The sequence below is a fragment of the Sorangium sp. So ce124 genome (genome assembly GCF_051525235.1).
GTDB classification, from domain to species: Bacteria; Myxococcota_A; Polyangia; order Polyangiales; family Polyangiaceae; genus Sorangium; species Sorangium atrum.
Map to the genome: position 1 here is coordinate 10,465,645 of NZ_CP150312.1, position 26,223 is coordinate 10,491,867.

22 protein-coding genes are annotated in these 26,223 nt (G+C 70.9%); 11 read left to right on the forward strand and 11 right to left on the reverse strand.

What is annotated here, in order from left to right:
• Nucleotides 1-3 precede the first annotated feature (3 nt).
• On the reverse strand, nucleotides 4-1,224 hold the full coding sequence (locus tag WMF19_RS39400) for an efflux RND transporter periplasmic adaptor subunit (RefSeq protein ID WP_437895049.1): 1,221 nt from the start codon (nucleotides 1,222-1,224) through the stop codon (nucleotides 4-6).
• A gap of 316 nt (nucleotides 1,225-1,540) precedes the next feature.
• On the opposite strand from WMF19_RS39400, the gene WMF19_RS39405 reads away from it, so the two are divergent.
• From WMF19_RS39405 to WMF19_RS39435, 7 genes are all read left to right on the forward strand, one after another.
• Nucleotides 1,541-2,149: an FKBP-type peptidyl-prolyl cis-trans isomerase gene (locus WMF19_RS39405; RefSeq protein ID WP_437895050.1), complete on the forward strand. Its 609-nt coding sequence runs from the start codon at nucleotides 1,541-1,543 to the stop codon at nucleotides 2,147-2,149.
• Nucleotides 2,150-2,189: 40 nt separating this feature from the next.
• Nucleotides 2,190-2,420, forward strand: a complete 231-nt coding sequence (locus WMF19_RS39410; protein WP_437895051.1) for a hypothetical protein — start codon at nucleotides 2,190-2,192, stop codon at nucleotides 2,418-2,420.
• Nucleotides 2,417-2,719 carry a DUF1844 domain-containing protein gene (locus WMF19_RS39415; RefSeq protein WP_272102865.1) on the forward strand — a complete coding sequence of 101 codons (303 nt, stop codon included), beginning with the start codon at nucleotides 2,417-2,419 and terminating at the stop codon, nucleotides 2,717-2,719. Before WMF19_RS39410 ends, WMF19_RS39415 begins: the two co-directional genes overlap by 4 nt.
• On the forward strand, nucleotides 2,716-3,867 hold the full coding sequence (locus WMF19_RS39420) for a S1C family serine protease (protein ID WP_437895053.1): 1,152 nt from the start codon (nucleotides 2,716-2,718) through the stop codon (nucleotides 3,865-3,867). The genes WMF19_RS39415 and WMF19_RS39420 overlap by 4 nt, the downstream gene beginning before the upstream one ends.
• A 113-nt stretch (nucleotides 3,868-3,980) precedes the next feature.
• Nucleotides 3,981-4,781 (forward strand): sigma-70 family RNA polymerase sigma factor, encoded by an 801-nt coding sequence (locus WMF19_RS39425; protein WP_437895054.1) that lies wholly within the window; start codon nucleotides 3,981-3,983, stop codon nucleotides 4,779-4,781.
• The gene (locus WMF19_RS39430; RefSeq protein ID WP_437895055.1) at nucleotides 4,778-5,503 is read left to right on the forward strand and encodes an anti-sigma factor family protein; all 726 of its coding nucleotides are present in this window, start codon (nucleotides 4,778-4,780) and stop codon (nucleotides 5,501-5,503) included. The genes WMF19_RS39425 and WMF19_RS39430 overlap by 4 nt, the downstream gene beginning before the upstream one ends.
• Nucleotides 5,503-6,021 (forward strand): hypothetical protein, encoded by a 519-nt coding sequence (locus WMF19_RS39435; protein ID WP_437895056.1) that lies wholly within the window; start codon nucleotides 5,503-5,505, stop codon nucleotides 6,019-6,021. Before WMF19_RS39430 ends, WMF19_RS39435 begins: the two co-directional genes overlap by 1 nt.
• A gap of 21 nt (nucleotides 6,022-6,042) precedes the next feature.
• Here WMF19_RS39435 and WMF19_RS39440 read toward each other — a convergent pair whose 3' ends face one another.
• The 7 genes from WMF19_RS39440 to WMF19_RS39470 all read right to left on the reverse strand — a co-directional run bounded on the left by WMF19_RS39440 (nucleotide 6,043) and on the right by WMF19_RS39470 (nucleotide 17,360).
• Nucleotides 6,043-7,242 (reverse strand): sensor histidine kinase, encoded by a 1,200-nt coding sequence (locus WMF19_RS39440; RefSeq protein ID WP_437895057.1) that lies wholly within the window; start codon nucleotides 7,240-7,242, stop codon nucleotides 6,043-6,045.
• On the reverse strand, nucleotides 7,239-9,260 hold the full coding sequence (locus tag WMF19_RS39445; protein WP_272102871.1) for a PAS domain S-box protein: 2,022 nt from the start codon (nucleotides 9,258-9,260) through the stop codon (nucleotides 7,239-7,241). Before WMF19_RS39445 ends, WMF19_RS39440 begins: the two co-directional genes overlap by 4 nt.
• A gap of 118 nt (nucleotides 9,261-9,378) precedes the next feature.
• Nucleotides 9,379-10,401, reverse strand: a complete 1,023-nt coding sequence (gene ruvB / locus WMF19_RS39450; protein ID WP_437895058.1) for a Holliday junction branch migration DNA helicase RuvB — start codon at nucleotides 10,399-10,401, stop codon at nucleotides 9,379-9,381.
• 82 nt (nucleotides 10,402-10,483) lie between these two features.
• Nucleotides 10,484-12,403, reverse strand: a complete 1,920-nt coding sequence (locus WMF19_RS39455; protein WP_437895059.1) for a sensor histidine kinase — start codon at nucleotides 12,401-12,403, stop codon at nucleotides 10,484-10,486.
• Nucleotides 12,400-13,962 carry a sensor histidine kinase gene (locus tag WMF19_RS39460; protein ID WP_437895060.1) on the reverse strand — a complete coding sequence of 521 codons (1,563 nt, stop codon included), beginning with the start codon at nucleotides 13,960-13,962 and terminating at the stop codon, nucleotides 12,400-12,402. Before WMF19_RS39460 ends, WMF19_RS39455 begins: the two co-directional genes overlap by 4 nt.
• A 94-nt stretch (nucleotides 13,963-14,056) precedes the next feature.
• On the reverse strand, nucleotides 14,057-14,632 hold the full coding sequence (locus WMF19_RS39465; RefSeq protein WP_437276928.1) for a GNAT family N-acetyltransferase: 576 nt from the start codon (nucleotides 14,630-14,632) through the stop codon (nucleotides 14,057-14,059).
• Nucleotides 14,633-14,636: 4 nt separating this feature from the next.
• The gene (locus WMF19_RS39470; RefSeq protein WP_437895061.1) at nucleotides 14,637-17,360 is read right to left on the reverse strand and encodes a protein kinase domain-containing protein; all 2,724 of its coding nucleotides are present in this window, start codon (nucleotides 17,358-17,360) and stop codon (nucleotides 14,637-14,639) included.
• Between the two features lie 659 nt (nucleotides 17,361-18,019).
• On the opposite strand from WMF19_RS39470, the gene WMF19_RS39475 reads away from it, so the two are divergent.
• The 3 genes from WMF19_RS39475 to WMF19_RS39485 all read left to right on the forward strand — a co-directional run bounded on the left by WMF19_RS39475 (nucleotide 18,020) and on the right by WMF19_RS39485 (nucleotide 21,415).
• Nucleotides 18,020-18,358: a P-II family nitrogen regulator gene (locus WMF19_RS39475; RefSeq protein ID WP_012239819.1), complete on the forward strand. Its 339-nt coding sequence runs from the start codon at nucleotides 18,020-18,022 to the stop codon at nucleotides 18,356-18,358.
• A gap of 156 nt (nucleotides 18,359-18,514) precedes the next feature.
• On the forward strand, nucleotides 18,515-19,927 hold the full coding sequence (gene glnA, locus WMF19_RS39480; protein WP_437276926.1) for a type I glutamate--ammonia ligase: 1,413 nt from the start codon (nucleotides 18,515-18,517) through the stop codon (nucleotides 19,925-19,927).
• A 405-nt stretch (nucleotides 19,928-20,332) separates the two neighbouring features.
• Nucleotides 20,333-21,415, forward strand: a complete 1,083-nt coding sequence (locus WMF19_RS39485; protein WP_437895062.1) for a serine/threonine-protein kinase — start codon at nucleotides 20,333-20,335, stop codon at nucleotides 21,413-21,415.
• A 101-nt stretch (nucleotides 21,416-21,516) separates the two neighbouring features.
• On the opposite strand, the gene WMF19_RS39490 is transcribed toward WMF19_RS39485, so the two are convergent.
• The 3 genes from WMF19_RS39490 to WMF19_RS39500 all read right to left on the reverse strand — a co-directional run bounded on the left by WMF19_RS39490 (nucleotide 21,517) and on the right by WMF19_RS39500 (nucleotide 24,532).
• Nucleotides 21,517-21,900: a hypothetical protein gene (locus WMF19_RS39490; RefSeq protein ID WP_437895063.1), complete on the reverse strand. Its 384-nt coding sequence runs from the start codon at nucleotides 21,898-21,900 to the stop codon at nucleotides 21,517-21,519.
• Between the two features lie 158 nt (nucleotides 21,901-22,058).
• Nucleotides 22,059-23,915 (reverse strand): permease, encoded by a 1,857-nt coding sequence (locus WMF19_RS39495; protein WP_437895064.1) that lies wholly within the window; start codon nucleotides 23,913-23,915, stop codon nucleotides 22,059-22,061.
• Nucleotides 23,916-24,079: 164 nt separating this feature from the next.
• Nucleotides 24,080-24,532: a Fur family transcriptional regulator gene (locus tag WMF19_RS39500; RefSeq protein ID WP_272102881.1), complete on the reverse strand. Its 453-nt coding sequence runs from the start codon at nucleotides 24,530-24,532 to the stop codon at nucleotides 24,080-24,082.
• A gap of 761 nt (nucleotides 24,533-25,293) precedes the next feature.
• On the opposite strand from WMF19_RS39500, the gene WMF19_RS39505 reads away from it, so the two are divergent.
• Nucleotides 25,294-26,205: a zinc metalloprotease gene (locus WMF19_RS39505; RefSeq protein WP_437895065.1), complete on the forward strand. Its 912-nt coding sequence runs from the start codon at nucleotides 25,294-25,296 to the stop codon at nucleotides 26,203-26,205.
• The last annotated feature ends 18 nt before the right edge of the window (nucleotides 26,206-26,223 follow it).

A 26,223-nucleotide genomic window follows, 5' to 3' on the forward strand; every position in this document is an offset into this window, starting at 1 on the left:
GCCTCAGAACAGCCGAGGGCCGCGCCCCTTGCCGCTCGCTGACGGATCGTCGTTCTCGTCGGTGACGACCTTGAGCGGCCCGAGATCGGACGCCAGCGCGGTGAAGATGCCGTCGGTGATCCCCACGTCGACGACGCGCGGCTCGATCTTCTCCGCCCCCGGCGTCGCGTCGGTTAGCACGTAGATCCGGCCCTTCTTCGGCGGGAGCGGCTCGAGGGGCGGCGCCTTGATCTCCTTGCCGTCCTTGTCCCGCGCCGGGGCCGGCTTGAACCGGAGCGCCGCGTTCGGCAGCCGCCGCACCCCCCTGGCCTCGGCGGACCGGACGCTCACCGTCGCCGTCATCCCCGGCCGGAGCTTGACGTCGGGGTTGTCGACCTCGACGACCGCCGCGTACGTAACGACGCCGGACTGGCTCAACGGGCTGTAGCGCACCTGGCTCACGGTCCCTCGGAACGTCTCGCCCGGGAACGCATCGACGCTCACGTCCGCCGCCATGCCCTCGCGGAGCCGCCCGACGTCCGCCTCGTCGATGTCGGCGAGCACGCGCATCTTGCGGAGATCCTGGGCGATCACGAAGAGGGTCGGCGCCTGGAAGCTCGCCGCCACGGTCTGCCCGGGGTCGATCGCGCGGCTGATGACGACCCCGTCGATGGGCGAGAAGATGCGCGTGTACTGGAGGTTCGTCGTGGAGGAGCGGAGCACCGCCCTGAGCTGCGCCACCTGCGCCTTGGAGGCCGCGACGTCGGCGAGCGCGACGTCATAGGCGCCCTGCGCGGTGTCCAGATCGGCCTGCGAGCCCACCCCCTCCGCGACCATCTTCCTCGCGCGGTCGAGCCGCTGCTTGGCGGTCCCCAGCGAGGCCTCCGAGCGCACGACGCTCGCGTTCGCCGCCGCGATCTGCGCCTGGTTCGAGTCGATCTGCGCCCCGAAGAGCGTCGGATCGATCTCGGCCAGCACGTCGCCGGCCTTCACGATGCTGTTGAAGTCAACGTAGACCTTGGTGATTCGCCCCGAGACCTGGGCGCCGATCTGCACCTCGGTGAGCGGCTTGACCTGCCCCGTCGACTGGACCACTTCGAGCACGTCGCCCGTGGTGATGTCGCCCGTGACGTAGCGCGGCGGCGGCGGGGGCCTCGTCCGGATCCTCCAGACGACGATCCCCGCGACGAGCGCCGCGATTGTCGCGAGGACGCCGAGCCGAGCGAGCCAGCGCTTCGTGCCCACCCGGGAGAGCTCCTGCTCCAGGCTCTCTCCCCCGCGTCGAGGATGCGGTCCGCCCTCGCGGCGGCCCCGGGTTGCCGCGCCGCCGGGGGGAACCGGCGCGGCCGAGGCCGGTCGCATCTCGCCCGGCGGCGCCTCTCCGGGACGGAGGCGCTCGGTTTCCGTGGCTGCCTGCTCAGCAGGGGGCGACGCGTCGAGGGGGTCGCGACCGGTCGCCCGAGCCATGGAGTCGGCCATCGGACGTCCTCATAGCACGCTGCCGCGCAAGCGCGCCTCGCTTGAAACCGCGGAACCGCCGTGGCAGACCAACCGCCGCCCCATGGAGTCGCTGCCCATCGCAACGGATACGGTCGTCACGCTGTCCTACGTCCTCTTCAACGAAAACGGCGAGACGGTGGACGAGGCATCGACCACGGAGCCGCTCGTTTACACGCACGGCTATGCCCAGATCGTGCCCGGGCTGGAGCGTGCCCTGGAAGGGCTGCGGGCGGGCGAGCATCGCGAGATCACCGTCGAGGCGGAGGATGCGTTCGGCGAGCGCGATGATGCCGGCGTCTTCGAGGTCGACAAGGCGGATTTCCCCGATGGCGGCGCTGTCGAGGTGGGCGACGAGTTCGTCGCCCAGGGCCCGGACGGCTCACCGATCGCGCTCCGGGTCATCGAGATCCTCCCCGAAGGCTTCCGGGTGGACACGAATCACCCCCTGGCAGGCCAGAAGGTGCGCTTCCAGGTTCAGGTCAAGGACGTGCGCGCCGCCAGCGAGGAGGAGATCGCGCAGGCTCAGGCCGAGCTGGAGGAGCGCATCGAGGAGTCCGAGAGCGAGGGGTGCTGCGGTCATGACCACGACCACGACCACGACCATGATCACGGCCACCATCACGAGCACGGGGATGGGGTGCTCGTGACGCTCTCGAAGAAGTCGTCATAAGCCCGCCGCGAACTGGCGGGTTGTCCGAGGAGATCACATCATGACCGTAGGTGAGAAGGGCAAGCTGACGGAGCTGCAGCTCGATCGCCGGGTGCGCGAGCGCCTGCTGGCGAGCGGGACGCTCAGCGCCGGGACCATCGAGGCGCACCTCGCGGGCTTGCCGGACCTGGAGGAGCAAGCCGAGGGGATCGCCGTCGATCAGCCGGCGCTCGGCGCGTCGGCGCAGGGGTCGCGGGTCGAGCCCGATCTCGACGACGACGGGGCAGAGTGAGCGACGCGAAGAATCGGGAAGAGCTTCCGCCGTTCGGGAGCCCCCCGGAGCTGCCGACGCTCGACTTCTCGACCTTCGTGCTGTCGATCATCGGCTCCGCGTACGTGCACCTCGGCGACGCGCCCAGCCCTGACGGCAGGGAAGAGCAGAACTTGGTCCTCGCGCATCAGGACATCGATCTGCTGTCGCTCCTCCAGGAGAAGACGAAGGGGAACCTCTCGGGCGACGAGGAAAGGTTGCTCGAGCAGGCGCTCTACGATCTGCGGATGCGCTACCTCGAGGTCTCGAAACGATCGTGACCGTTGGCGCCAGGGCTCTCTCGTGGGTCCTCCTCGCCTGGCTGGTCGCCTCATGCAGCAAGGCCTCTCCTGGCCACTCTTCCAGCGCAAGCAGCTCCACCGTCCCCTCGGGCGCCGTGCCGGTGGCGACCGCGCCGCCGCCTCCGTCGGCGCCGCCTCCTCCTCCGATCGTCCGCTCCGAGGGCATGCCCGGCTCCTTCGCGCCGCTCGCGCGCAGGGCCGATCCCGCGGTCGCGACGGTCAAGGCGCGCGTCGAGCGGCAGCAGCAACCGGGCGGCCGCCGCCGCACGGTCGCCGAGGGGCTCGGGACCGCCTTCGTCTATGATCCAGAGGGCTTCCTGCTGACGAACAACCACGTCATCGAGGGCGCGACCGACATCCTCGTGAGCTTCGTCGACGGCCGTGACATCAAGGCGACCGTCATCGGCCGCGACAAACACACGGACGTCGCCGTGCTGAAGGTCGAGGAGAAGGGGCTCCCGTCGCTCCCCCTGGGCGATTCGGACACCATCGAGGTCGGCGACTGGGTGGTCGCGATCGGCAACCCCTTCGGCCTCTCCCACACGGTCTCGGCGGGCATCCTCTCCGCCAAGGGCCGCACCCGGGACGACGTGAAGGGGCTCGATCCGAGCGGCTACTTCAACTTCCTCCAGACGGACGCGAGCATCAACCCCGGCAACTCCGGCGGCCCGCTCCTGAACCTCAAGGGCGAGGTGGTCGGCATCAACGCGGCCGTGCGCGCCAACGCGAACAACATCGGGTTTGCGATCCCGATCAACATGGTCCGGCAGCTGCTCCCGATGCTGCTGCGTGACGGTAAGATCCGGCGGAGCCAGGTCGGGGTGATCGTCGACGTCCTCAACTCGATCGAGGCGGGGCGGCTCAAGCGCCCCGATCGAAAGGGGGCGTGGGTGAAGACCGTGGTGGCGGGCGGACCCGCGGACCGGGCTGGCATCGCGCCGGACGACGTGATCCTCGGCTTCGAGGGAAAGACGATTTCCGACCCGAACGAGCTCCGGTGGATGGCGAGCATCGCCGGGGTGAACAAGGTCGTTACGCTCCGCGTCGCGCGGCTGGAGCGGGTCTTCGATGTCCGCCTCACGTTGGGCGAGCTACCCGAGCTCAGCGACGAGCCCGATGAGCCGTGAGCCGGACGTCCGCTGTCTGCCGCCCGGCACGTCCGCCGGCTGCCGCGCGGCGTGCGTGGCCGCCTGCTCCGCGACCTTCCTCGTCCCCCAGCCTCCTCAGGTAAGCTGACCCCGTGGCCATTGCACCTTCTCACCCGGACGAGATCGAGCCGGTCGCACCTCCCGGTGATCCCGGCGAGGGCGATGCGGAAGGCGACGACCTGTCCGCGGAGGGCGACCACCCCGAAACGAAGCAGCTCCACCCGCGCCTGAATAGCGCTTCCGCCCGTGCGTCCAATCGCGAGGCGCGGCGGCGGGAAGCGGAGGAAGATCGTGAGCTCATCGAGCGGGCGCAGAAGGGGGACCAGGCGGCTTTCCGCTCGCTCGTCGAACGGCACCAGCGCAGGGCGTTCGCGATCGCGATGGGGCTCGTCCGCGACGAGAACGACGCGCGCGAGCTGGTGCAGGACGCCTTCCTCCGGGTCTACAAGGGCCTCGGCTCCTTTCAGGGGGGCTCTTCGTTCTTCACCTGGCTCTACAGGATCGTCACGAACCTGGCGATCGACCTCATGCGGAAGCCGGGACGCCGCGACCTCGAGCTCCAGGAGAACCAGGCGGCGGACGAGCAGTCCGACTTTCCGCTCGTCGCTCGGATCGACGGCGCGGACCCCCTCAACGTCGTCCGGCGCCGGGAGATCGCCGGGCGCATCCAGGCCGCGCTCGACGCGCTGCCGCCCTACCACCGAGGCGTGATCCTGATGCGGGAGGTGGAGGGCATGTCGTACGAGGAAATGGCTCAGGCCATGGGGGTCTCGAAGGGGACGATCATGAGCCGCCTGTTCCACGCCCGTCAGAAGCTTCAGCGCGCCCTCGCTGACTGTTACGCGGAGGAAGAGGGCAAGGCCCCAGCAGAGGACCCGGAGGAGATCGCGTGAGCACCGCCAACAGCAGCAAGGCGAATCACGGGGAAGCGAGCGCCCCGCCGACGGACCTGGAGCTGATGCTCTATGTCGACGGTGAGCTCGATGAGGCTCGCCACCGGCAGGTGGAGGAGTACGTGCTCCACGACCCGCGCTGCCGAGCGAAGGTCGCAGCGCTCGTCACCGCGGCCGACATGGTCCAGGAGAGCGCGCTGGCCTCCAGCGCGGCCGACGGCATCGCCGACGGGGTGATGGCGAAGATCCTCGAAGGGCAGGGGGGCGCCGCGCGGGTGGACGGGGGCGCCGTCGCGCCGCCGCTCGCGGCGTCGCCGTCGGGCGAGCCGCCCCGCGCTCGGGCGCGGCTCCAGGGAGCGCCGGCGAACGACAACTCGCGCGGGATCTTCGCGCTGACGGCGCTCGCCGTGGCGGCGGCCGCCGCCTTGATGGTGTGGGGCAAGATGGGCGTGGAGGCACCCACCGCGGAGCTGACGACATCGGCGCCCTCCGCGTTGCTCGCCCCGCCGCCCGAGGCGCCCTCCGCGTTGCTCGCGGCGCCGGCGAAGGAGCCGGACGCCGCGCCGAGCTTGGAGGGGGAGGTCGAGCCCGGCGTCGAGATCGCCGCGGTCGACTTCGGGGCACGCATGGGCACCATCTTTTACGTCCCGCAGGAGGCCGTGGCTTCAGGCCCGACGACCACGGTGGTCTGGCTCTCCGATGACGGTCCGGGAGGACAGTGATGAGATTTCTTGCGAGTGCGATCACCGCGACCATGGTCCTGGCGCTCGGCGTGAGCCCTTCCCCTGCCGTCGCGCAAGAGCAGGCGCCGGCCCCCCCGCAAGCGGCGCCGTCGGACGCCGAGATCACGTCCGAGATCGTGATCCTCCACGCGACGAACGATGGGAAAGGCATCGACCCGAAGATCGGCAAGATGCCCGAGCTCGGGAAGCCGCCGTTCTCGGCGTACAACAGCTACAAGCTCCTCGAACGGCTGAAGGTCAGCCTGCAGAAGGGGAAGCCGACCACGACGAAGCTGCCGAACGGCAGCGTCCTCATGGTGTCGCTGAAGGACGTGGTGGCCGCGAAGAAGAAGGACGAGCCGAAGCGCTTCGTCGTCAGCGCGAGCATCCAGAAGCCGGGTGGCACCACGTTCCTGCCGCTGCTCGAGGTGAACGCCAAGGCCGGCGAGAACTTCTTCGTGGCGGGTCAGCAGCACATGGGCGGCGTGCTCGTGATCGGCATCAAGGTCGCGCCCTGAGCCGAGGGAGCTCGCCCCTGCTCAGCGGCGGGCCGAGGACGGCAGCGCGATCGGCAGATCCAGAGAGAAGACCGTCCCGCGCGGGGCGCGCGCATCCGCGCGGATGCTGCCGCCGTGCGAGGCAACGATGTTCCTTACGATGCTCAGGCCTAGCCCGGTGCCGGTTCCATCGGTCTTCGTCGTGAAGAAGGGGTCGAAGATCCTCGGCAGGTGCTCGGGCTCGATCCCGTGTCCGTCGTCGCGGATCGTCACCGTGATGTAGCCGTCCTCCGGCGACATCGCGGTGGCGATGCCGAGGCAGCCGCCGCGCTCGTGCATCGCGTGCGCGGCGTTCGTGAACAGGTTCACGAACACCTGCGTCAGCGGGTCGATGACGCCGCAAACCGGAGGGATCTCGTCGAAGCATCTCTCGACGGTGACGCCCGTCTGGTCGAGGAGGTGCTCGCAGAAGACGAGCGCGCGCTCGATGATGTCGTGGAGCGAGACGGCGCCCGGCTTCTCCGTGGACGGCCGCGCGTAGGCGATGAGGTCGCGCGAGAACCGGCGGATGCGATCCGCCGCGTCGTTGATCCTCGCGAGCCGCTCGATGTCCGAGGGGTCGAAGCCGCCGCGCTCGCCCTTGCGGCGCAGGTACTCGGAGTAGGCGAGGATCGAGGTGAGCGGGTTGTTGAGCTCGTGCACGACGCCTGCGGCCATCTTCCCGAGCGAGGCCAGCTTCTCGGCCTGGATGACCTGAGCGCGCAGCGACTCGTGCGCGCGCGCCTCGCGGAGCGACGCGCCCAGGGTGAGCACGAGCCGATCGACCAGCGCTTCTACCGGCGCGCTGTCGAGGTACGCGGCGTCGTCGGCCGCGATGTGCATCGTCGAGCGACCTCCGGGCTCGATGGCCACGACGCGCTCGAAGGCGAACTCCGGGAGGAGCCGCGCCGGATCGCGGACGTCGTCGCGGCGAGCGCGCGGCGAGACCCGGACGGCCACCTGCGCCCCCGTCGCGCCGGGGATGTAGACGCCGAGCCCGCAGGCCGTGAGCACCTTCGCGGCCGCGCCGAGCAGCGTCGAGGCGCGCTGCTCGATGGAGGCCGACGGATCCAGCTCGCTCGACGCGATCAGCAGGCTGTCCACCCACTCGAGCGGGATGTCCCGGGTGAGGGGCTTCCGGAGCGTGACGGGAGCGTCGGACAATGGCTGCTCCCCCAGGCGCTCCGCGGTCTTTCCGCTCACCCGATCACCCTGTTCGGGTCGTCGCCGCTCGACCGGTCGAGATCGATGATCTTCGCGGCGCCGACATAGGATTTCGTCTCATAGCGGGTGATCTTGCCGATCTTGCGGACGATCTCCGCCATCCGCTCGGCTTCGCTGCGGATCGTGGCCGCGGCCCCCTTGATGGGGGACGCGTCGTCGATCCGACGGCAGATCAGCTCGGCGTAGCCGAGCACGCTGGTGAGCGGCTGGTTCAGCTCGTGCGCGGCCGCGCCCGCGAGCTCGGCGATGATGGCCTGCTTCTCGCGAGCGCGGAGCTCCTCCTGCGCCTCGGTGAGGCGGGCCTCCATCCGCATCCGCTCCCGCAGGTCCGTGAAGATGCCGACGGAGCCGACCGGGACGCCGTTCTCGAAGATCAGCGCCGCGGAGAGGTGCACCGGGATCCGCGACCCGTCCCTGGCCAGGACCTCGGTCCGGTAGCCCTCGAGCCGGCCGGGACCGCCGTGCTCCTTCGCATGGATGAGCCTCATGATGTGCTCGGCGTTGTGGTCGGGGTAGAGCGCGCGGGCGTTCATCACGCCGACGACCTCCTTCGCGTCATACCCGTAGATCCGCTCGGCGGCGCGGTTGAAGAGCAGGACGACGCCCTCCATGTCGGCCGAGACGATCGCGTCGACCGAGCTGTCGATGACGCGCTCCAGGAACTCCTTGGTCTTGGTGAGCTCCGCCTCGGTGGCGCGCTCCGTGGTGACGTCGCGGAAGCTGACCAGGACGGCGCCGCTCTCCTCGCGAAGGACGCTGCTGAAGCTGAAGCTCAGGATGAGCCGCTCGTGCTCGCCCCGCCGCACGGTGAAGTCCACCATGTGCGGGAACGATCCCTTGGCGAAGCCGGCCCGGATCTCCTCGAGGAGAGGGTGCTCGCGCGCGTCGACGAGATCGGCCAGGTTCGCGCGCTCGAGGTCCTCCGCCGTGCGCCCGGTGATCGCCTGCGCGCGCGGGTTGGAGAAGAGGATGTGGCCGTCAGGATCGACGACGACGATGCCGTCGGCCGTCGAGTAGAAGAAGTCGGCGTAGCGCTGGAGCGCCTTCAGCCGGCGCTCCGCCTCGAACCGGGCGAAGGTGCTCTGCTGCGTCTGATCGCGGAGCGACTGCAGGATGCGCGCGTTGCGCAGGGCGATCGCGGTGGCGCTCGCGACCGTGCGGGCCAGCGAGAGCTCGTGCGCGTGGGGGGCCACCGGCTGCCGGCCGCGCAAGAAGAGCACGCCGAGCGGCTTGTCTTCGAACAGGATCGGCAGGAGCGCCAGCGAGCGGAACGCGTTCTCCGGGAGCTCCGCGCGCACGATGTCGAACAGCGGGTGCGCCTTCGCGTCGTCGATCACGAGCACGTCGCCCGTGCGCATGACGCGCTGGATCTCCGGGTACTTGCCGAGATCGATCGGCAGATCCCGCAGCTCCTTGTCGTCGCTCGCGGCGACCACGTAGCCGACGTCGCCCGCGTCGCGCACGAGGACGATGCTGCAGCGGTCGACGCGCGCCACCTCGGCGATGCGCCGCACGACGGTGAAGAGGATGTTCCGGAAGTCGAGCGTCGAGGAGAGCGCCTGCGTGAGCTCGAGGACCACCTTCGCGTCGTGCTCTTTGCGCGCGAGCGCGTCGACGTAGTCCCGGATCCGGAGCTGCCCACGGATGCGCGCGATGAGCTCGGCAGGGCGGAACGGCTTGCGGATGAAATCGTCCGCGCCGAGCTCGAAGGCGCGGGCGACCTCCTCGTCCGCGTCGAGCGCGGTCAGCACGACGACGGGGACGTCCTGCGTCCGAGGGGCGTCCCGCACGGCGCTGAGGACCACGTAGCCGTCAGGGGGCGGCATCACGAGGTCGAGCAGCACGAGCGCGGGCACGCTCGCCTTGAGCCAGGCGAGCGCGTCCGCGCCCGAGGTGACCGCGACGGCCTCGATGCCCGCGTCGGCCAGCGCGTGCAGGAGCATCTGCCGGCTGACGGCGTCGTCGTCCACGACGAGCACAGGATCACGGCGAGGCACACGCCAAGCTTAGCGACTCCAGGCTGGAGCGATGAGAGAATTCCGGGCATCGGCCTGGCGTTGGCGCGGCGTTGCGCGGCGTTGCGCAACGCATTGCGCGGCCCGCGCGGCGCTGGGATCAGGAGAAGAGATCCCCCTGCTTCGCCGCTGGAGCCGCGATGCCCAGGTGCTCGTAGGCGCGGCGGGTCGCGACCCTTCCGCGCGGCGTGCGGCCGACGAAGCCCTGCTGGAGCAGGAACGGCTCGTACACGTCCTCGATCGTGTCGCGCGGCTCACTGAGCGCCGCGGCCAGGGTGTCGATGCCCACAGGCCCGCCGTCGTAGTGATCGACGATGACGCGCAGCAGCCGGCGATCCATCTCGTCGAGGCCGGCCGCGTCGATCTCGAGCCGCTCCGCGGTCTTCCGCGCGATATCCATCGTGATCGCGCCGTCGCCCAGCACCTCGGCGAAGTCGCGGACGCGGCGCAGGAGGCGGTTGGCGACGCGCGGCGTCCCCCGCGCGCGCGCCGCGATCTCGCGCGCTCCGCCGGCGTCGATCGGCACGTCGAGCAGGCCGGCGCTGCGCTGCACGATGCGCTCGAGCTCCTCGACGGGGTAGAAGTCGAGGCGGACGACGTGGCCGAAGCGCGACAGGAGCGGCGCGGTGAGCAGCCCGGTGCGGGTCGTCGCGCCCACGAGCGTGAAGGGCTTCAGCGCGAGCTGGATCGTCGTCGCGTACGGGCCGTCACCGGTCATGATGTCGATGTTGAACGACTCGATCGCGGGGTAGAGGCTCTCCTCGACCGCCGGCGTGAGCCGGTGGATCTCGTCGATGAACAGCACGTCATTGCGCTCCAGCTTCGTCAGCAAGCCGGCCAGCGCGCCCTTGTGCTCGATCGCCGGCCCGCTCGTGACGTGGAGGGCGACGCCCATCTCGCGGGCGATGATGTGGGCGAGCGTGGTCTTGCCCAGGCCGGGCGGGCCACAGAACAGCATGTGGTCCAGCGGCTCGCGCCGCCGGCGCGCGGCCTCGACGAAGACCTTGAGGTTCTCCGTGTGCTTGGCCTGGCCGACGTACTCGGCGAGCGAGGCAGGCCGGAAGAGGCGGTCGAAGCGATCGTCGTCGCCTGTCTCGGCAGGAGAGAGCGCCCGTTCAGGCATGCCACGGGAGTACCGCGTGCAAGCAGCGAAGGGAAGCGATCCGCGCGGCGGCGACGCGGGTCGCCGCGGGTGTTGGGCGAGGTCAGCCGAGCGCAGGGACAGAGGACAGGCGGGGACGGCGGGGGGGCGGGATGCGCGGCAGACGAGCGCGGCAGAGCGGCCGGCCGTCGGGGGCGCCGTCCACCTCGAGAGAGCCGCCATGGAGCTCGATCACCGATCGCGCGTGGCTCAGGCCCAGCGTCAGGCCGCGCCCGCGCGCCGTGGTCTGCCTGCTGAACAGGGCCTCGAGCTCGTCCGGCGGCACGTCGCGGCTGCCGTACTCGATGTCGATGCGGACCTCGTTGTTGAACTCGCCGGCCATCGTCGCCGTGAGGCGCACGAGGCGCGCCGACGGATCGGCCGCGCCGGTCCGGAGCGCGTGCGCGACGATGACCGCGATCGCGCGCGTCGCGTACGCTTGATCGACGGGGATCAGCGGCAACGTGTCGCCGACCTCGATGACGACCTCGCCGCCGGCGTCGCTCGCGAGCTCGCGCGCCTTGCGGAGCGCGCCCGCGATGAGCCAGCCGACGGACGTCGGCTGAGGCTCCAGCGTGAGCTGCCCGGCCTCGACGCGGGCGGCGTCGAGGATCGACTCGATGAGGCCGAGGAGCTCCCGGCCGCGCGTCGCGATGAGCTCCAGGCTCTCGCGCTGCGCGGGGGTCAGATCCTCCTGGCCCACGAGCTCGGCGAACCCGAGGATGGCGTTCAGCGGGCTCTTGAGGTCGTGGCTCACGCTCGCGAACAGGAGGCCGCGCATGCGCTGCGCCGCCTCGCGGGCCTCGAGCGCGCGCTCCTGCGCCGCGGCGAAGACGCGGAAGCGCTCGGCGAGGTCCTCGATGGCGTGCCCGAGCCGGGCGACGACGGCGAACCGGGCGGGGCGCGCGATCTGGGTGGCGCCACGGAGCACGCTGTCCGTGCCGAGCAAGCGCACCTGCTTCGTGGCGTGCACGAGATCGGCAGCGAGGACGCGGCCGAACAGGTTGCCGAGCGCGCCGGCGACCAGCACCGCGAGCAGCGCGACGAGCGCGCCCCAGATCGCGGCCGAGGGCTCGAGGTCGGCGGAGAACCGGGTGTTGACGCAGCCGTAGTCGAGCGGCGTGATCACGGCGATCTGCCCGTCGGCTTCGCGGCCGAAGGAGGGCTCCGCGCCCACGCAGTCGTGCTCCAGGCGCGCGAGGAACCCGAACTCCGCCGCGGAGGACACGACGTCGTTGCGGCCGGCCGCGTCGATGGCCCCGAGCGACGGGTCGAGCGCCGTGCGCGCGATGAGCCCCGCGGTCGAGCGCCGGCTGCGCTCGATGAACGTCTGGAGGTGCGCGTTCGCGATGAGCACCGCCCCGACGCCGACGAGCAGCACCGGCGTGGCGACGGCCAGGAGCAGCTTCGAGGTGACCCGTCGGCGCGGCGTCTGGTAGAGCTCGGCGGTCTCGAGCAAGGCCCCGATCGCCTCGGCCGGGCTGATCTCGAAGAGGCTGAACGCCGCGGCGCGCGTCAGCACGTAGTGCGGGATCGCGGACGCGCTGAGGATCGTGATCGCGAGGATGAGCAGGCTGACCGCGCGGCCGTCGTCGAGCTTCTCCGGCCTGATCCCGGGGATCATCATGAGGCTCGAGATCGTCGAGCTCGCCAGCACGAAGCGCAGCGCCAGCGAGGTCGGGAGCCCGGCGAACCGCTCGAGCTCCTCGTGATCGATGTCGCGCGAGCCGATCACGAGCGAGCGCAGCAGGTTCTGGTGGGTGCGCAGCCGGAGCAGCGTCAGCAGCGTGGTCGCGCAGATCGCGGCGAGCGCGATCTTGGCGCCGACCGAGAGCACGCTGGCGGCGACGCGCTGCTCCAGGATGAGCAGCTTCGGCGCGAGCGCCGCGATCGCCCCGAACGCGGCGACGCCGACCAGCGCCTGGCGGACGAGCACGCGCCTCGCGAAGTGGATCGCGTCGTCCCTCATGCGCTCCTCGGTCATGCGATCCTCCCCTGGGGGCCGCCGGCGCCGGGGTCGTTCCCCGGCGACGCCGCCGCGTCGGGCGTGGGCGGGGTCGGCGCGAACAGGGGCTGCTGCACGATCCACATCGGCAGGGTGATCGTGAAGGTGGAGCCCCGCCCGAGCTCGCTCTCCAGCTGGATCGTCCCGCCGTGCATCAGCACGAGGCGCCGCGCGATCGAGAGCCCGAGCCCCGTCCCGGCCCGGCGGGAGCGCACGTCGCCGGTCTGCCGGTACTCCTCGAAGACCGCCGACGTCTCCTCCGGCGGGATGCCGGGGCCGGTGTCCTGGACGACGATCGCCGCGTAGCGGCCGCGCCCCGTGATGCTGACCGTCACCGAGCCGCGCGCCGTGAACTTGACGGCGTTCGAGACGAGGTTCGTCAGGATCTGCCGCACCCTCCGCGGATCGGCGTGCGCGACCAGGGCGTGGTCCCCGGTGACGCGCAGCTGGAGGGGCTTGTCGCGCGCCGCCGCGGACGCCTCCCGCATCACCTGGTCGACGAGGGCGCGGAGGTTGACGGCGCGGCGGGAGAGCTGGAGCTTGCCCGTCTCGAGCGCCGAGAGGTCGAGGATGTCGTCGATGAGCGTGCGCAGGTGCTCGCCGCTCTGCCGGATGACCGACAGCGCCTCGCGCGCGTCCTGGCTGAGCGGCCCGTCGACCTCGCTCTCCAGCACGTGCGCGAACCCGAGGATGGCGTTGAGCGGCGTGCGCAGCTCGTGGCTCAGCCCTGCGAGGAACGCCGAGCGCTCGCGGTCCATCGCGGAGGCCTGCTGGAGGTCCGCCCGGTAGGTGCGCTCCGCCGCGGCGAAGCGGGTGATCAGGAGGTTGAAGGCCGCCGTCAGGAGGCCGACCTGGTCGAGCGACCTGATCGGCACGGGCTCGGCCTGGATCACGTCCGTGGGCAGCGCGCTCTGGCCCTGTCCGCGCGCCATCGCCGTGATGCGCTCGCGCAGGTAGTCGACGTCGTCGCGCGCCGACTTGGTGAACGAGAGCGCGACCGCGACGGCCACGCCGAGCAGCAGCACCGTGAGCGCCGCGACGGCGTTGCCGAGCGCGATCGAGTCGGGCGGCGGGCTCGGCGCCGAGACGAAGGTGAGCACCGAGAGGTGAGAGAGCGGCGGGTGCAGCGGGCGCGCCGCGTACCGGACGCGGCCGAGCGAGGTCGTCGTCTCGCCCTTGCCCTGGGTGAGCATCTGGACGATGCCGGCCCTGGCCGGCGCGCTGAAGCTCTCGTTGATCAGCACGTGACCGCCCTGATCGACGAGCAGGATCTCCGACCCGGCCCGCCGCGCCGCCTCTCTCAGGAACGCCGTCCGCTCCCCCTCGATGGTCCCGCGGAGCCGCGCCGAGAGCGTCGCGGCCAGCACCTCAGCGCGCAGGCTCGCGGCCTGATCGCTCATCTTCGCGAGCTGGCCGATGCCGATCAGCGCGATCGCCACAGCCGTGGCGATCCCCACGACGATCACGATCGCGGGCGCGAGCGGCACGAGCGGCGTCGTGCCGCGGGGCCAGCGGATGAGGCGACGACGGCGGGCCACGGCGGAGTCAGGATGCTAGCGCGCTTCGGGCGGCGCACGGGCTACCTCGGGCGCGCGGAGGGAACTAGCGAGCGAGCGCCCTCGTGAGCGGGCTTCACCTGGGATCGGTCGCCAGGAGCGCGAAGACGGAGTGGTCGAGCCAGCGGCCGTCGCACCACTCGGCCTGCCGGGCGATGCCCTCGAAGCGGAAGCCGAGCCGGCCGATGACAGCGAGGGAAGGATGGTTGTCCGTCGCGGCCGCAACCCGAACGCGGTGCGCGCCCATGTGGCCGAACGCGAACCCGAGCGCGGCCCTCGCGGCCTCGGTCATGAGCCCGCGCCCGGTCGCCTCCTTGCGGAGCCAGTAGCCGAGCTCGCAGGAGCGGTGCAGGTGGACGCACGCCTCGAGCCCGACCACCCCGGCGAGCGAGCGGTGCGCGCGCTCGCGGATCACGAAGCGCAGCGCCCTGCCGTGATCCCAGTCGGCGGCGCACGCCTCGGCGAAGCGCACGCTCGCGGCCGGATCCGTGTGGAACTGCACCCAGGGCAGCCAGCGCTGGAGGTAGGCGCGCGAGCCGTTGACGGCGAGCCAGAGCTCAGGCCCGTCGGACGGGTCGATCGGCACGAGGATCAGCCGCTCGGTCTCGATGGGACGGGCGCGGACCTCGCTTCGAGGTGGGAGGATGAGCATGGGGTCACCGGCACTGGATGCGGGCGGCGTAGGGCTCGAGATGACCCGCCTCGTAGTCAAGCCAGGCGACATACCACTCTCCGGGCTTCGCGCCGGGGCTGATCGAGGGCGCCGGCTGATCCCCGCTGACGCGGGCGAATTTCGTGGGCGCGCCGACGCCGTCGCGGTTGATCGATGCGGTGAGCAGGCGGCCCCCCTCCAACCAGACGAGCTGCGCCTGCCCGCTCGGCGCGATCGCGATCGACGGGCGCGCGCCCGACTTCGAGAACCGCTTGCGCCAGATCGGCTGGCCCTTGGCCGGATCGATGTAGGCGGCCGACGCGCCCCCGAGCGGGGCCTCGCCGTGCCAGACGACGAAGCAGCCGCTCGCGCCGCACGCGAGCGAGGGGCTGTCGCTCCGGACCCGATCGCTGTTCACGAGCGACAGGTCGCCGAGCGCGCGGTCGGCGCGCTTGCCGGGGCTGGCCGGCGGGAGGCCCTTGCTGGCGTTCGCGAGCGGGAGGCGCATGTACTGGATGACCCGCGTCGGCTCGCGATCGAAGCGGAAGGCGAGGTGCATCACGTCGTTCGTCACCGCCACCGAGGGGAAGCGGACGCGCGGCTTCGAGGGGCCCGTCGGGGTGACGTCGGTCAGCCGGATGATGTCGCCCGCCGGATCGAGGTTCGGCGAGAGGCGGCGCATGAAGAGGTCCTCGGAGGCGTTGTCGCCGTCGTCCGACCACGCGATCAGGAACCCCTCGGCGGCGCGCGCGAGCGAGGGCCACGAGTTCCCTCCGCGAGGGAACGGCGCGACCATCACGGCGGGGCCGTCGATCCGCCCGTTGGCGTCGAGCCAGCGCACGTGCACGCCGGCCTCCGGTCCCTTGCCGTCCCAGTACGTGAGCACCAGCCGATCGCCTGCCGAGGTCAGCTCGGGGCGCCCGATGGCGCGGCCCTCGGGCGTCACGTCGAGCGCCGGCGACGACGGCCGCATCGCGCCGTCCAGCGTCGTCGTGTAGGCGTGCTCGGTGCCCTCGTGCGAGTCCGTCCAGGTGACCACCGCGCCGCGCGGGCCGAGCGCGATCGAAGGCCGGCTGGCTCCGACGGCGCGGCCGCCCTCGCGCACCAGATCGTGCGTGCGCGGCCTCGCGAGGCCGGTGAGCGCGCATGGCGCCTTGCCGCTCGCGTCCTTCAGGGCGATCTGCACGTTCTCGCTCAGCGTCCGCGGCACAGGGTGGTTGCCCTTGTCCTGAGCGTCCTTCAGCAGCCTGAGCGCCGCCTTGAGATCGCCGGCGGCGACCGCCTCCTGCGCCTGCGCGACGAGCGGCGGCCACGCCAGGCCAGGCGGCTCGACGCGGGCGTCGGCGCGCGCCGGCACGTTGGCCCCGGCGGAGGCCGAGGGGGCGCTGGTGGCCGACGGCGCCGCGGTGGTCGACGAGACGGGCGGCAGGGACGTCGGCTTGAGGAACTGGCGGTAACCCGCGTAGGCGCCGCCCGCGACGAGCGCGAGCACGCCGAACACGACGAGCGCGCGCCCGGCGCCGCCCCGCTTCGGCGGCGACGCATGCGCCAGCGGATCGGGGACCGATGTCTCGCCCGAGCCCCCGGAGAAGGTGATCTGCTGCCCCGCGCCCTGGCTCACGCGCCCGGCGATCGCGGCGCCGGGCGCGCCCGAACCGTCCAGCCCGGCGAACGGATCTCCCCCGCGCTCCGCCGGACCCGACGGTACGGTCCGCCGCGATTCGTTGGGGGTCACACGGACGACCCCCGGCGGATCGAACGACAGGTCGGCCGGCGCGTCGCCGCCCGGCATGACGAGCCCCGCCTGCGACGGCTCCGCGCCGCGCGGCGGCGTCGGCTGCGCGACGCCGAGCGCGACCGACAGCTCGTCGGCGAACTCCCTCGCGGTCTGGAACCGGCGATCGATCGAGCGGTCGAGCGCCTTCTCGAACCACGTGGTGAAGCTCGCCGGGAGGTCGGGGCGGAGCGCCGCGGGCTGCGGCAGGGGCGCGTTGGCGATCTGCGCGAACGTCATCGCGACGCCCTGCTCGGTCTGCCAGACGGTGCGGCCGGTGAGGCACTCGTAGGTGATGCAGCCGAGCGCCCAGAGATCCGCGCGGTGGTCGACCGCTCCCTGGCCGCGCACCTGCTCCGGGCTCATGTAAGCCGGTGTTCCGAAGACCGCGCCCTCGCGGGTGAGGCGCGCCTGCGCGTCGCCTCCGTCGACCGGCGCGTAGAACTTCGCGAGGCCGAAATCGAGGATCTTCGCGCAGAGCCGGCCCTCCTCATCCTTCGTGAGGAAGATGTTCTCCGGCTTGAGGTCGCGGTGGACGATGGAGGCGGCGTGCGCCTTGGTGAGGCCTCGACACACCTGGGAGACCACCGTCACGGTGGTCTCGGGGTCGAGGTACCTGATGACGGTCATCCGCTCGTACAGCGACTCGCCTTCGAGGAGCTCGAGCACCAGGAAGGGCCGCCCGTCCTCGAGCTTGCCGGAGTCGTAGACGTCGCAGATGAAGGGGCTGCGGATCGACGCGGCGGCCCGGGCCTCTCGGAGAAAGCGCTCGACCACGACGGCTGAGGTCGTCAGCTCCTGGGCGAGCACCTTGATCGCCACGCGTTTGCCGATGTCGATGTGCTCGGCCTCGTACACGGCAGCCATGCCACCGCGCCCGATCTCGCGTGTGATGCGGTATTTTCCGGCGAGGACCGTGCCTACCGGGATCTTCGCTTTGTTCGGCAAAGCCATCAGGCAGGGCTGTCCCGCGACTGGATTCGCCAGCGCAGCCTATTCGAGCCGCGTCGCAAGAACAATGGCGAGCGCAGCATGACCCGTCAGGGAGGGGCCGATCCCTTCCCGGGCGCCGCACGAGCGAGCTCAGCGGTTCCAGGACGGCGCCGTGAAAGCGGATTCCATGCCGGGCTGGCCATGGAACAACGCGGTGCCCACCTCCGGCGCAGCGGTGCGTAAGCGGATTCTCACCCCCGGCGCCGCCGCCGCGCAAGCGGGCTCTGCCTTGCTCAGGTGGAGCTGTGAAAAAAGTAAGCGGGCTCCGATTTTCTGACGTCCGATGCACTTTTCTCACGCTCGCAGGGTGCGCGAAACATTCCGGAAACATGAGCTTGGGTACACCAGCCTGGACCTTCGGTCGCGCGCCAGCGTCCGGGGTGAAGGGGCGCCGATCCGGCTCCGCTGGATGGGTCCCTGAGTCGTTGACAGTGTCGGGCAAGGCTCGGTGGACCGGGCCGCCCCCGTCACGGATCGGAAGCCGGGCGGCGCCCGGCACATCGATGGGAGGCCGCCGGCGGAGGTGTCCCCCCTTTACCAGCTCTGCTCCGGCGGGGCCTTTCGGGTGAGCGCCCGGGTCTTCCACCCTGGCGGGCACCCGGTCACCACAGGCGTGCGCAATGAAAAAGGTCGAGGCGATCATCAAGCCGTTCAAGCTCGACGAGGTCAAGGACGCCCTCGCCGAGGTCGGGATTCAGGGCATGACGGTGACCGAGGTAAAGGGCTTCGGTCGGACCGGCGGCAAGAAAGAGGTCTATCGAGGGTCGGCGTATGTCGTCGACTTCGTGCCGAAGGTGAAGGTCGACATCGTCGTGCCGGACAGCATGGTCAGCGACGTGATCGACGCGATCGAGAAGAGCGCCAAGACGGGTCGGATCGGCGACGGCAAGATCTTCGTCGTCCCCGTCGAGGAGGCCGTGCGGATCCGCACGGGGGAGCGCGGCGAGGACGCCATCTAGGAGGCGCGCCGCCGGCAGAGCGTCACAGGGCATTCGCGGCGGGTCACAGGCTCGAGGATCGACGACCGACAACCGAGAAGCGAACAGCGAGCACGAGCCCGCGCACCGTCGAGTCACATACAGCGAGAGCAGCGAGTCAGCGAGGTAGAGAAGATCATGAAGGCGAAAGATGTCGTCGCGTTTGCGAAGGAAAACGACGTAAAATTTGTCGATCTCAAGTTCATCGATCTGCCCGGCATCTGGCAGCACACGACCATCCCGGCGTCCCGCCTGAACGAGGATCTCTTCGAGGAGGGGATCGGCTTCGACGGCTCGTCGGTGCGCGGATGGCAGCCGATCAACGCGAGCGACATGCTGATGACGCCCGACCCGTCGACGGCGAAGCTCGACCCGTTCCATGCCCAGAAGACGCTGAGCATGATCTGTAAGATCAGCGATCCGGTGACCGGCCAGCCCTACGGCCGCGACCCGCGCTACATCGCCCAGAAGGCCGAGAACCACCTCCGCGCGAGCGGCATCGCCGACACGTCCTACTTCGGACCCGAGGCCGAGTTCTTCGTCTTCGACTCGGTCCGTTACGAGAGCTCGCAGCGCGGCGCCTTCTACGAGATCGACAGCGACGAAGCGGTCTGGAACGCCGGCAAGGCCGGCCCGAACCTCGGGCACAAGATCCGGTCGAAGGAGGGCTACTTCCCCGTCGCGCCGACCGACACGCTCGGCGATCTGCGCGGGGAGATGATGTCCACGCTGATCGAGACCGGCATCGCGGTCGAGGTCGGCCACCACGAGGTGGCGTCGGCCGGCCAGTGCGAGATCGGCATCAAGTTCTCGACGCTGACGGCGATGGCCGACAACCTCATGTGGTTCAAGTACGTCATCAAGAACGTCGGCCGCAAGAACGGCAAGTCGGTGACGTTCATGCCGAAGCCGCTCTACGGCGACAACGGCAGCGGCATGCACTGCCACCAGTCGCTCTGGAAGGAGGGCAAGCCGCTCTTCGCCGGCGACGGCTACGCCGGGATGTCCGACACGGGCCTCTGGTACATCGGCGGCATCCTGAAGCACGCAAAGGCGCTCGCGGCGCTCACCAACCCGACGACGAACAGCTACCGCCGGCTCGTCCCGGGCTACGAGGCTCCCGTGAACCTCGCGTACTCGAGCCGCAACCGCTCGGCGTCAATCCGCATCCCGCTGGCCCCCGGCAACAGCCCGAAGGGCCGCCGCATCGAGGTCCGCTTCCCGGACGCGAGCTGCAATCCGTACCTCGCCTTCGCCGCCATGATGATGGCCGGCCTCGACGGCGTCCAGAACCGGATCGATCCGGGCGACCCGCTCGACAAGGACATCTACGCGCTCTCGCCCGAGGAGCTCAAGGAAGTGCCGCACATGCCGGGCTCGCTCGACGAGGCCCTCGGCGCCCTCGAGCGCGACCACGAGTTCCTGCTCCGCGGCGACGTCTTCACCCGCGACATCCTCAAGACCTGGCTCGATTACAAGCGCGAGCGCGAGGTCGACGCGGTCCGGCTCCGCCCGGTCCCGCACGAGTTCTTCCTCTACTACGACGTCTGATCGCCCCCACCTCCGAGGACAGAGCAGGGGCCGGCGCACAAGAAAATTGCGCTGTGCCCCTCGCTGTCCGGACTCTTCATCGCTCGCCGTCGTGTTCGGCGCGCGCCGGTGACGTCGAGTCGAAGCGTCGCGGTATCGCAAAATCCACGGATCTCTGCGCCCGCGGAGGCGACGAGGTGGGCTATCGCCCCCTCGCACCGCGAACTTTTGCTTCCTGCTGGAGCGCGCCGCACCGCGGTACCGCTCGTCCATGGCTCGGGTTATCCTCCGGTCCGGCTCCGGTGGGGGCGGCGTCAAGCCAGCTCCTCCTCGGCCGCCGGTCCCGCGATCCTCCGGTCCTCCGGTTCGTCTGTTTCCTCGGTTCCTTCAGTTCCCTCAGCTCCCCAGCGACACCTCGGCGCAGCAGTGAACCCCGGCGATCTCATCCAGTCTCGCTATCGGCTCGTGAAGCTCCTGGGCCAAGGCGCCAGCGGGTCGGTGTGGGCCGCGAAGAACGTGCTCATCGACCGCGACGTGGCGCTCAAGGTGATGAGCCCCGAGGTGGCCGGGGATGCCGTCGCGCTCCAGCGCTTCTTCAACGAGGCGAAGGCGAGCGGACGCCTGCGGAGCCCGAGCATCGTCGAGATCCTCGACCTCGGTCAGGCCGAGGACGGCTCTCCGTTCCTCGTGTTCGAGCTGCTCGTCGGCGAGGGGCTCGACGAGTGGCTGCGGCGCGAGAGCACGATCGCTCCGGAGGTGCTGGTCGAGCTCTTCCTCGGCCTCGCGCGGGCGCTCGACATGGCCCATCAGCAAGGGATCATCCACCGCGATCTGAAGCCCGCGAACATCTATGTGCACCGCAACCACCTGGGCGAGCTCGTGGGGAAGATCCTTGACTTCGGGATCAGCAAGGTGCTGGAGAAGGAGCACAACTTCTCGCTGACCCGCACGGGTTGCGTCGTCGGCTCGCCGGCCTACATGTCGCCCGAGCAGGCCGCGGGGCGCGAGGACGTGGACGCCCGCGCCGACATCTGGTCGCTGGGCGTCGTCATGTACGAGGCGTTGACCGGGACGACCCCGCATCAGGCGCCGAACTACAACGCGCTGATGGTCCGGATCCTGAGCAAGGATTGCGATCCGATCGCCGCGCGCAGGCCAGGGCTCCCGCCACGCCTCTGCCAGCTCGTCGAAGCGTGCCTCCGCCGCGAGCGCGACGAACGGATCGCCTCGGCGGGCGCGCTCGCGAAGGAGCTCGAGGCCGTCCTCCGCGAGCTGCGCGCCGAGCGCTTCCGGGGACAGAAGGGGCGGCGCGCCTCGGACATCGGCCTCGGCGGCGACGTCGGCCTCGCGCCGGAGAGCGCGGCGCGCGGCGGCGGCTCCGCCGGGACGCTGGGACGGCTCGTGCAGCACGGCAGGCGCCTGCCAAAGGCCATGCTCGTCGCGGCGGGCATCGGGGTGGTGCTCTGGGCGATGGCGCTCGTGCTCATCGGCAGGTACTGGATCCGCTGAGCGTCGCGGCGCCGCAGGGCGAGCGAGCGCGGCCCGCTCGTCCACGGCATGCGCGTCAGGTTGCTCCTTGCGGCAGTGCGCGTCGGGGCCCCATGTTGCCCTCACTTCGAGCCGTCACCTGAGCTCGAAGCGAGCATTGATGGAAAGGATGCAAGTCGATGGACGACCACCAGACACATGAAGCGCACGCCCATGTTCATGGGCAGGGATGTGGACATCAGGCGTTGCGTCATGAGGACCACGTCGATTACCTGCACGATGGACACCTGCATCATCCGCACGGCGATCACTTCGATGAGCACGTGCTCTCGGTCGGCAAGGAGAACCCTGACGCGTGCACGTCGGGCCATGCATGCGCCGACCACGAGAAGGCGCACACGCACGGGGCAGGCTGCGGCCATCAGGCCGTGCCCCACGGCGATCATTTCGATTACCTCGTCGGCGCGCACCTGCACCATCCGCACGGCGATCACTGCGATCACCACGGCGCGGTCCAGCTAGGGTGATCGCCGCGCCGCCCCGCGCCGGAGCTCGGGCGCGCTAGGTGGAGGCCGCGGGACGACACGCGAAGGAGACCGGCGAGCGGCGCATGAGGGAGACCGGCGAGGGGATCTCCTGGAACGACGTTTCGGGGAGCCCGGCGTCAGGCGGGCGGCGCGCCCTGGTCGTCCGGTGCGCCGCTCGCGCTGCAGCGATGCGCGTGTGCGCAGGGCGCATGCGGTTCCTCTGACCCGGGCGCACCGGCGTCGCCGGCGCCGCGCATGCCGCCGAACCATGCGCGAGGGCCGAGCCTCATGAAGCTCGAGAGCAGGAGCGCGCCGAGCGCGGCCGCGCAGACCCACGCGATGGTGGAGTGCTCCTGGGGCGCGAGATCGTGGAGGTCCGGGACCGCCGAGAGGGGGACGAAGGCGTTCGCGACGAGGCCGAGCGCGACGGCGAAGGCGACGCTGAAGAGAGCGGAGACGGCGGCGGCGCGCGCTCCGAACGCCCGATGCAGCGCGCCGAGCGCCGCGATGTGGGTCGCGGGCCCCGCCACGAGGAACGCGAGCGCCGCGCCGACCGGGAGCCCCTTGTGGATCATCGCCGCGGCGAGCGGCGCCGCGCCTTGCGCGCACACGTGAGCGGGCACCGCGAGGAGCGCGCTCACGAGGACGTCGGCCGGCGCGTCGAGCACGCGCGCTGCGGCCGGCGCGATGGACGCCTCGAGGACGGCGGCGAGCGCCAGGCCCACGACGTACCAGGCGGCCACGTGATCGAGCGCTGGACCTACGGCTTCGGCGACGGCGGCGCGGAGCCGCGCGCCCGGCGACGCCACGGCCCCTGCCATGACGGGCGGCGCGCCGCAGGGAGGCGCAGCGGTCGAGCCTTTCGTCCCGGCCACCCTGGCGACGAGGAGCGCGACCAGCACGGCGAGGAGCGCGCCGCCCGCGACGCGCGCCGCGGTGAACGGCAGGCCGAGCACCCGCAGCGAGAGCAGCGCGCCGGCGGGGTCGAGCGCCGGGGCGCAGAGGACGACGGCGACGACCGCGGCGACCGGCGCGCTCGCGCGCGGGAGCCGCTGCATGCGCGGCGCAACGCCACAGGCGCAGAGGGGCAGCGGCAGCTCAGACGCCAGGCTGCGGGCGGCCCGGGGCAGCGCCGCACCGCCGCGCAGCCAGCCGGTCGAGCGACGCAGGACGCTCGGAGAGAACGCGCGCAGGAGCCCCGCCATGGCGAGCCCGGCGAGCATGGCGGGCGCCGTCTCGACGAACAGCGAGCCGAGCGACTCCGCGATCGACAGCTCGGACGCGTGCGCGCTCGTGAAGGAGCTCTCCGGGCTGGGGAGCGCGAGCGCGACGCAGAGCCCCGAGGTGAAGGCGATCGCGCTCGTGGTCCGCGCGCGCGCGCTCCGAGGCGGCGCCTCGTGCGTGTGGACCACGAGCCGCAGGAGGACACCGAGGCCGAACGCGATGAACACCTCGAACGACTCGTGAGGGAGGCTCGCCACGGCGCGCTGGCCGAGGAGGGCGCCGAGCACCGTGAGCAGCCCGAGGAGCCCGAGGCGCGCGGCGAGCTGCCGCCACCCCCAGGCGGGCAGAAAGCGCGCCGCGAGCGACAGCCCCTCGGGCAGCCGGTGCACGAGGACGGCGCTCGCGAAGAGCACCCCGTCCGCGCCGCTGTCGGCCGCGGCCACGGCGAGCGCGAGCCCGGCGCCGTCGAGCAACCCGTGCACGGCGAGCGCCGAGAACGCGATCTCTCGCCCCAGCACCTCGCCGGTGTCACGCCTCCTGTGCTCCGTGAGCCCGAGCGCCGCGTACCCGAGCGCCGCCCAGAGGACCGCCTGCGCCCCGATCTCCTCGACCACGTGCGGCAGGTGGCGCGTGAGCACGAGCGCGGGCACGAGGCCGAGCGTCAGCCCGTCGAGCGCCGACGTCGGCAGCGCCTGGCGCCGGCCGAGCGCCACGAGGAGCGGCCCCGCGGCGAGGCCGGCGATCGACAGGGCGACGGCGAGCGCGAGCATGGGCGCGGTGGGCTATGCCCGAGCCACGTGGCCTAATCAATATCAAATTGGTGTTGCAACCAAGATGCGGACAGCCGTCTGCGGCCGCTGAGCGCCGCGTCATTCACGCGGCCCGGGGCCGCCGGTGGCCCGGGGTCGCCGATGCCCGGGGGCTGCTCCGCCGCTCAGGCCTGCACGCACCGATCGCAGCGACCCTTGATCTGGATCTGGAGTCCCTTGCGCCGCAACGCGCGCGGCGCGCCGCGCGCCGCCTTGATTTCGATGCTCTCGTCAGGGAGGCAGAGCACATCGCCGCACGTGTCGCACATGAAGTGCGGGTGCTCGTCCGCCGCGTGGGCGCCGGTGGCCTCCCGCAACTCGAACCGCCAGAGGTGGTCGCCCATGTCGGTGCGGCGCACGAGCCCGGCGTTGGTCAAATCGATCAGGTTCCGGTAGATGGTGGCGCGATCCCACCCTTTCGGGGCGAGCTCAGCAGCGAGCTCCGCATGGCTGACGGGCGTCCGCGAGCGGCCGAGGCTCTGGAGCACCGCGATGCGCGGCGAGGTGGCTCGCAAGCCGGCCGCCCGGATCTGCTCACGGAGCTCTTCCGCGGACTGACCTGCTTTCGTACGCGCCATGCAAGACATCTACCGTCGCCAGGAGGGTACTGCAATCACGATGCATCGCCGCCGCCGGCCGCGCAGCGCCCGGGTCGGCCGCGCGCCAGTGTGGGCGAGATCGCAAGATCGCCGCCGAGCCCGCCGCGCCACCGTCAGCGAGAACGCAGCGTCTGCTCCCGCTCGGGCCGCGTGCGCGCGTGCCCGGCGCGGCCCCGAGAGGACCGGCGGCGACGAGCGCCGACCCGGCTGCGAGAGAATGTGGCAGGCGGAGAGTTTGGATGACGTCGTGCACCTGGTTTTGAGCGTCGCTCGAACTGCACAGACCAGGCGGATGGGCGCGCGGTGCGGCGCTCCTCGGGAAAGCGCCTCGAAATCGGGGTGAGCTCCTCCGGCGCTGACCCCGAAGCGCGGAGGACATGGAACAGGCGGAACGGCCGGGTCCGCATCGTCTGATCTCGAGTCGAGGGGGGCTCCCTCGGTCCGCGCCGCTCTCGACGTGTGCTCCATAATGGAGCGATCGATCCAAGTTGGAGCAATCGGCGTGTCCGTTCCACGCGGGCCCTCGCGCCTCGTCATCGCTCTGCGTGTCCCGGGGTCCTGTCGGCGTTCGGCGAGAGGGCGCAAGACACGCAAGACGACCAAGACGACCAGAACGACCAAGACGTGGAATCTTCCTTTGTCGTCGCGAGTGGAATCAGCCCTTTTGGAATTGAACCGATTGTGATCGCGGATATATATTCATGCTTCCTTTGCGGGGAAATGAACCAAGGAGAGTGTCCATGCGAGCTCGGACGTGTGCGGATGTATTTGCCTTAGTCTTGATCGCTGCCTTGGGCGTCGCGTGCGGCGCCGACCCCTCGACCCCCGCGGAGGATGCGCCGGCCGTCGCCGACGTCGTGCCTGATGAGCAGGTCGAGGCAGCGCCGGCGCCCCTGCGGCGCGGCTGCGCGACCGTCGAGCTGAGCGACGGTGAGAAGGAAGCCGTCGAGCAGTTCGTCCGCAGCCGGATGGCGCTCGGGTTCTCGGCGGGCGCGGCGGTCGAGATCCCCGTGCACGTCCACGTCATCAACAAGGGCGTGGGCCTGTCGAACGGCGACGTGACGGACGGGATGATCGCGGAGCAGATCGAGGTGCTCAACGAGGCGTACGCGAGCACCCGCTTCAGCTTCACGCTGGCCTCCGTCGATCGGACGAGGAACGCGACCTGGTACACCATGTCGTCGGGCTCCGCGGCCGAGCGGCAGGCCAAGGCGGCGCTCCGTATTGGTGGGCCAGACCACCTCAATCTCTACACGGCGAACCCGGGCGGCGGTCTGCTGGGCTGGGCGACGTTCCCCTCGAGCTACGCGGCCCGTCCGAGCGACGACGGCGTCGTCCTGCTCCATTCCACGTTGCCCGGCGGCAATGCGGCGCCGTACAACGAGGGAGATACCGGTACGCATGAGGTCGGTCACTGGCTCGGCCTCTTCCATACGTTCGAAGGCGGCTGCAACAAGAGCGGCGATGGCGTGGCGGACACGGCGTCCGAGCGCAGCGCCGCGTATGGCTGCCCGCTGAACAGGGACAGCTGCCGGGGAGGTGGGCTCGACCCGGTCCAGAACTTCATGGATTACACCGACGACTCCTGCATGGATGGGTTCACTGCAGGGCAGGCCGATCGCATGTCGGCGCACTGGGACACGTATCGTTGATCGGTGGATGATGTGACG

What these genes read in the sequence shown, in the direction of transcription:
- WMF19_RS39410 (WP_437895051.1), top strand. Translation starts at nt 2,190, where the DNA reads ATGACCGTAGGTGAGAAGGGCAAGCTGACGGAGCTGCAGCTCGATCGC.
- WMF19_RS39455 (WP_437895059.1), bottom strand. Translation starts at nt 12,403, where the DNA reads ATGACCGAGGAGCGCATGAGGGACGACGCGATCCACTTCGCGAGGCGC.
- glnA (WP_437276926.1), top strand. Translation starts at nt 18,515, where the DNA reads ATGAAGGCGAAAGATGTCGTCGCGTTTGCGAAGGAAAACGACGTAAAA.
- WMF19_RS39495 (WP_437895064.1), bottom strand. Translation starts at nt 23,915, where the DNA reads ATGCTCGCGCTCGCCGTCGCCCTGTCGATCGCCGGCCTCGCCGCGGGG.
- WMF19_RS39475 (WP_012239819.1), top strand. Translation starts at nt 18,020, where the DNA reads ATGAAAAAGGTCGAGGCGATCATCAAGCCGTTCAAGCTCGACGAGGTC.
- ruvB (WP_437895058.1), bottom strand. Translation starts at nt 10,401, where the DNA reads ATGCCTGAACGGGCGCTCTCTCCTGCCGAGACAGGCGACGACGATCGC.
- WMF19_RS39465 (WP_437276928.1), bottom strand. Translation starts at nt 14,632, where the DNA reads ATGCTCATCCTCCCACCTCGAAGCGAGGTCCGCGCCCGTCCCATCGAG.
- WMF19_RS39405 (WP_437895050.1), top strand. Translation starts at nt 1,541, where the DNA reads ATGGAGTCGCTGCCCATCGCAACGGATACGGTCGTCACGCTGTCCTAC.
- WMF19_RS39435 (WP_437895056.1), top strand. Translation starts at nt 5,503, where the DNA reads ATGAGATTTCTTGCGAGTGCGATCACCGCGACCATGGTCCTGGCGCTC.
- WMF19_RS39500 (WP_272102881.1), bottom strand. Translation starts at nt 24,532, where the DNA reads ATGGCGCGTACGAAAGCAGGTCAGTCCGCGGAAGAGCTCCGTGAGCAG.
- WMF19_RS39470 (WP_437895061.1), bottom strand. Translation starts at nt 17,360, where the DNA reads ATGGCTTTGCCGAACAAAGCGAAGATCCCGGTAGGCACGGTCCTCGCC.
- WMF19_RS39505 (WP_437895065.1), top strand. Translation starts at nt 25,294, where the DNA reads ATGCGAGCTCGGACGTGTGCGGATGTATTTGCCTTAGTCTTGATCGCT.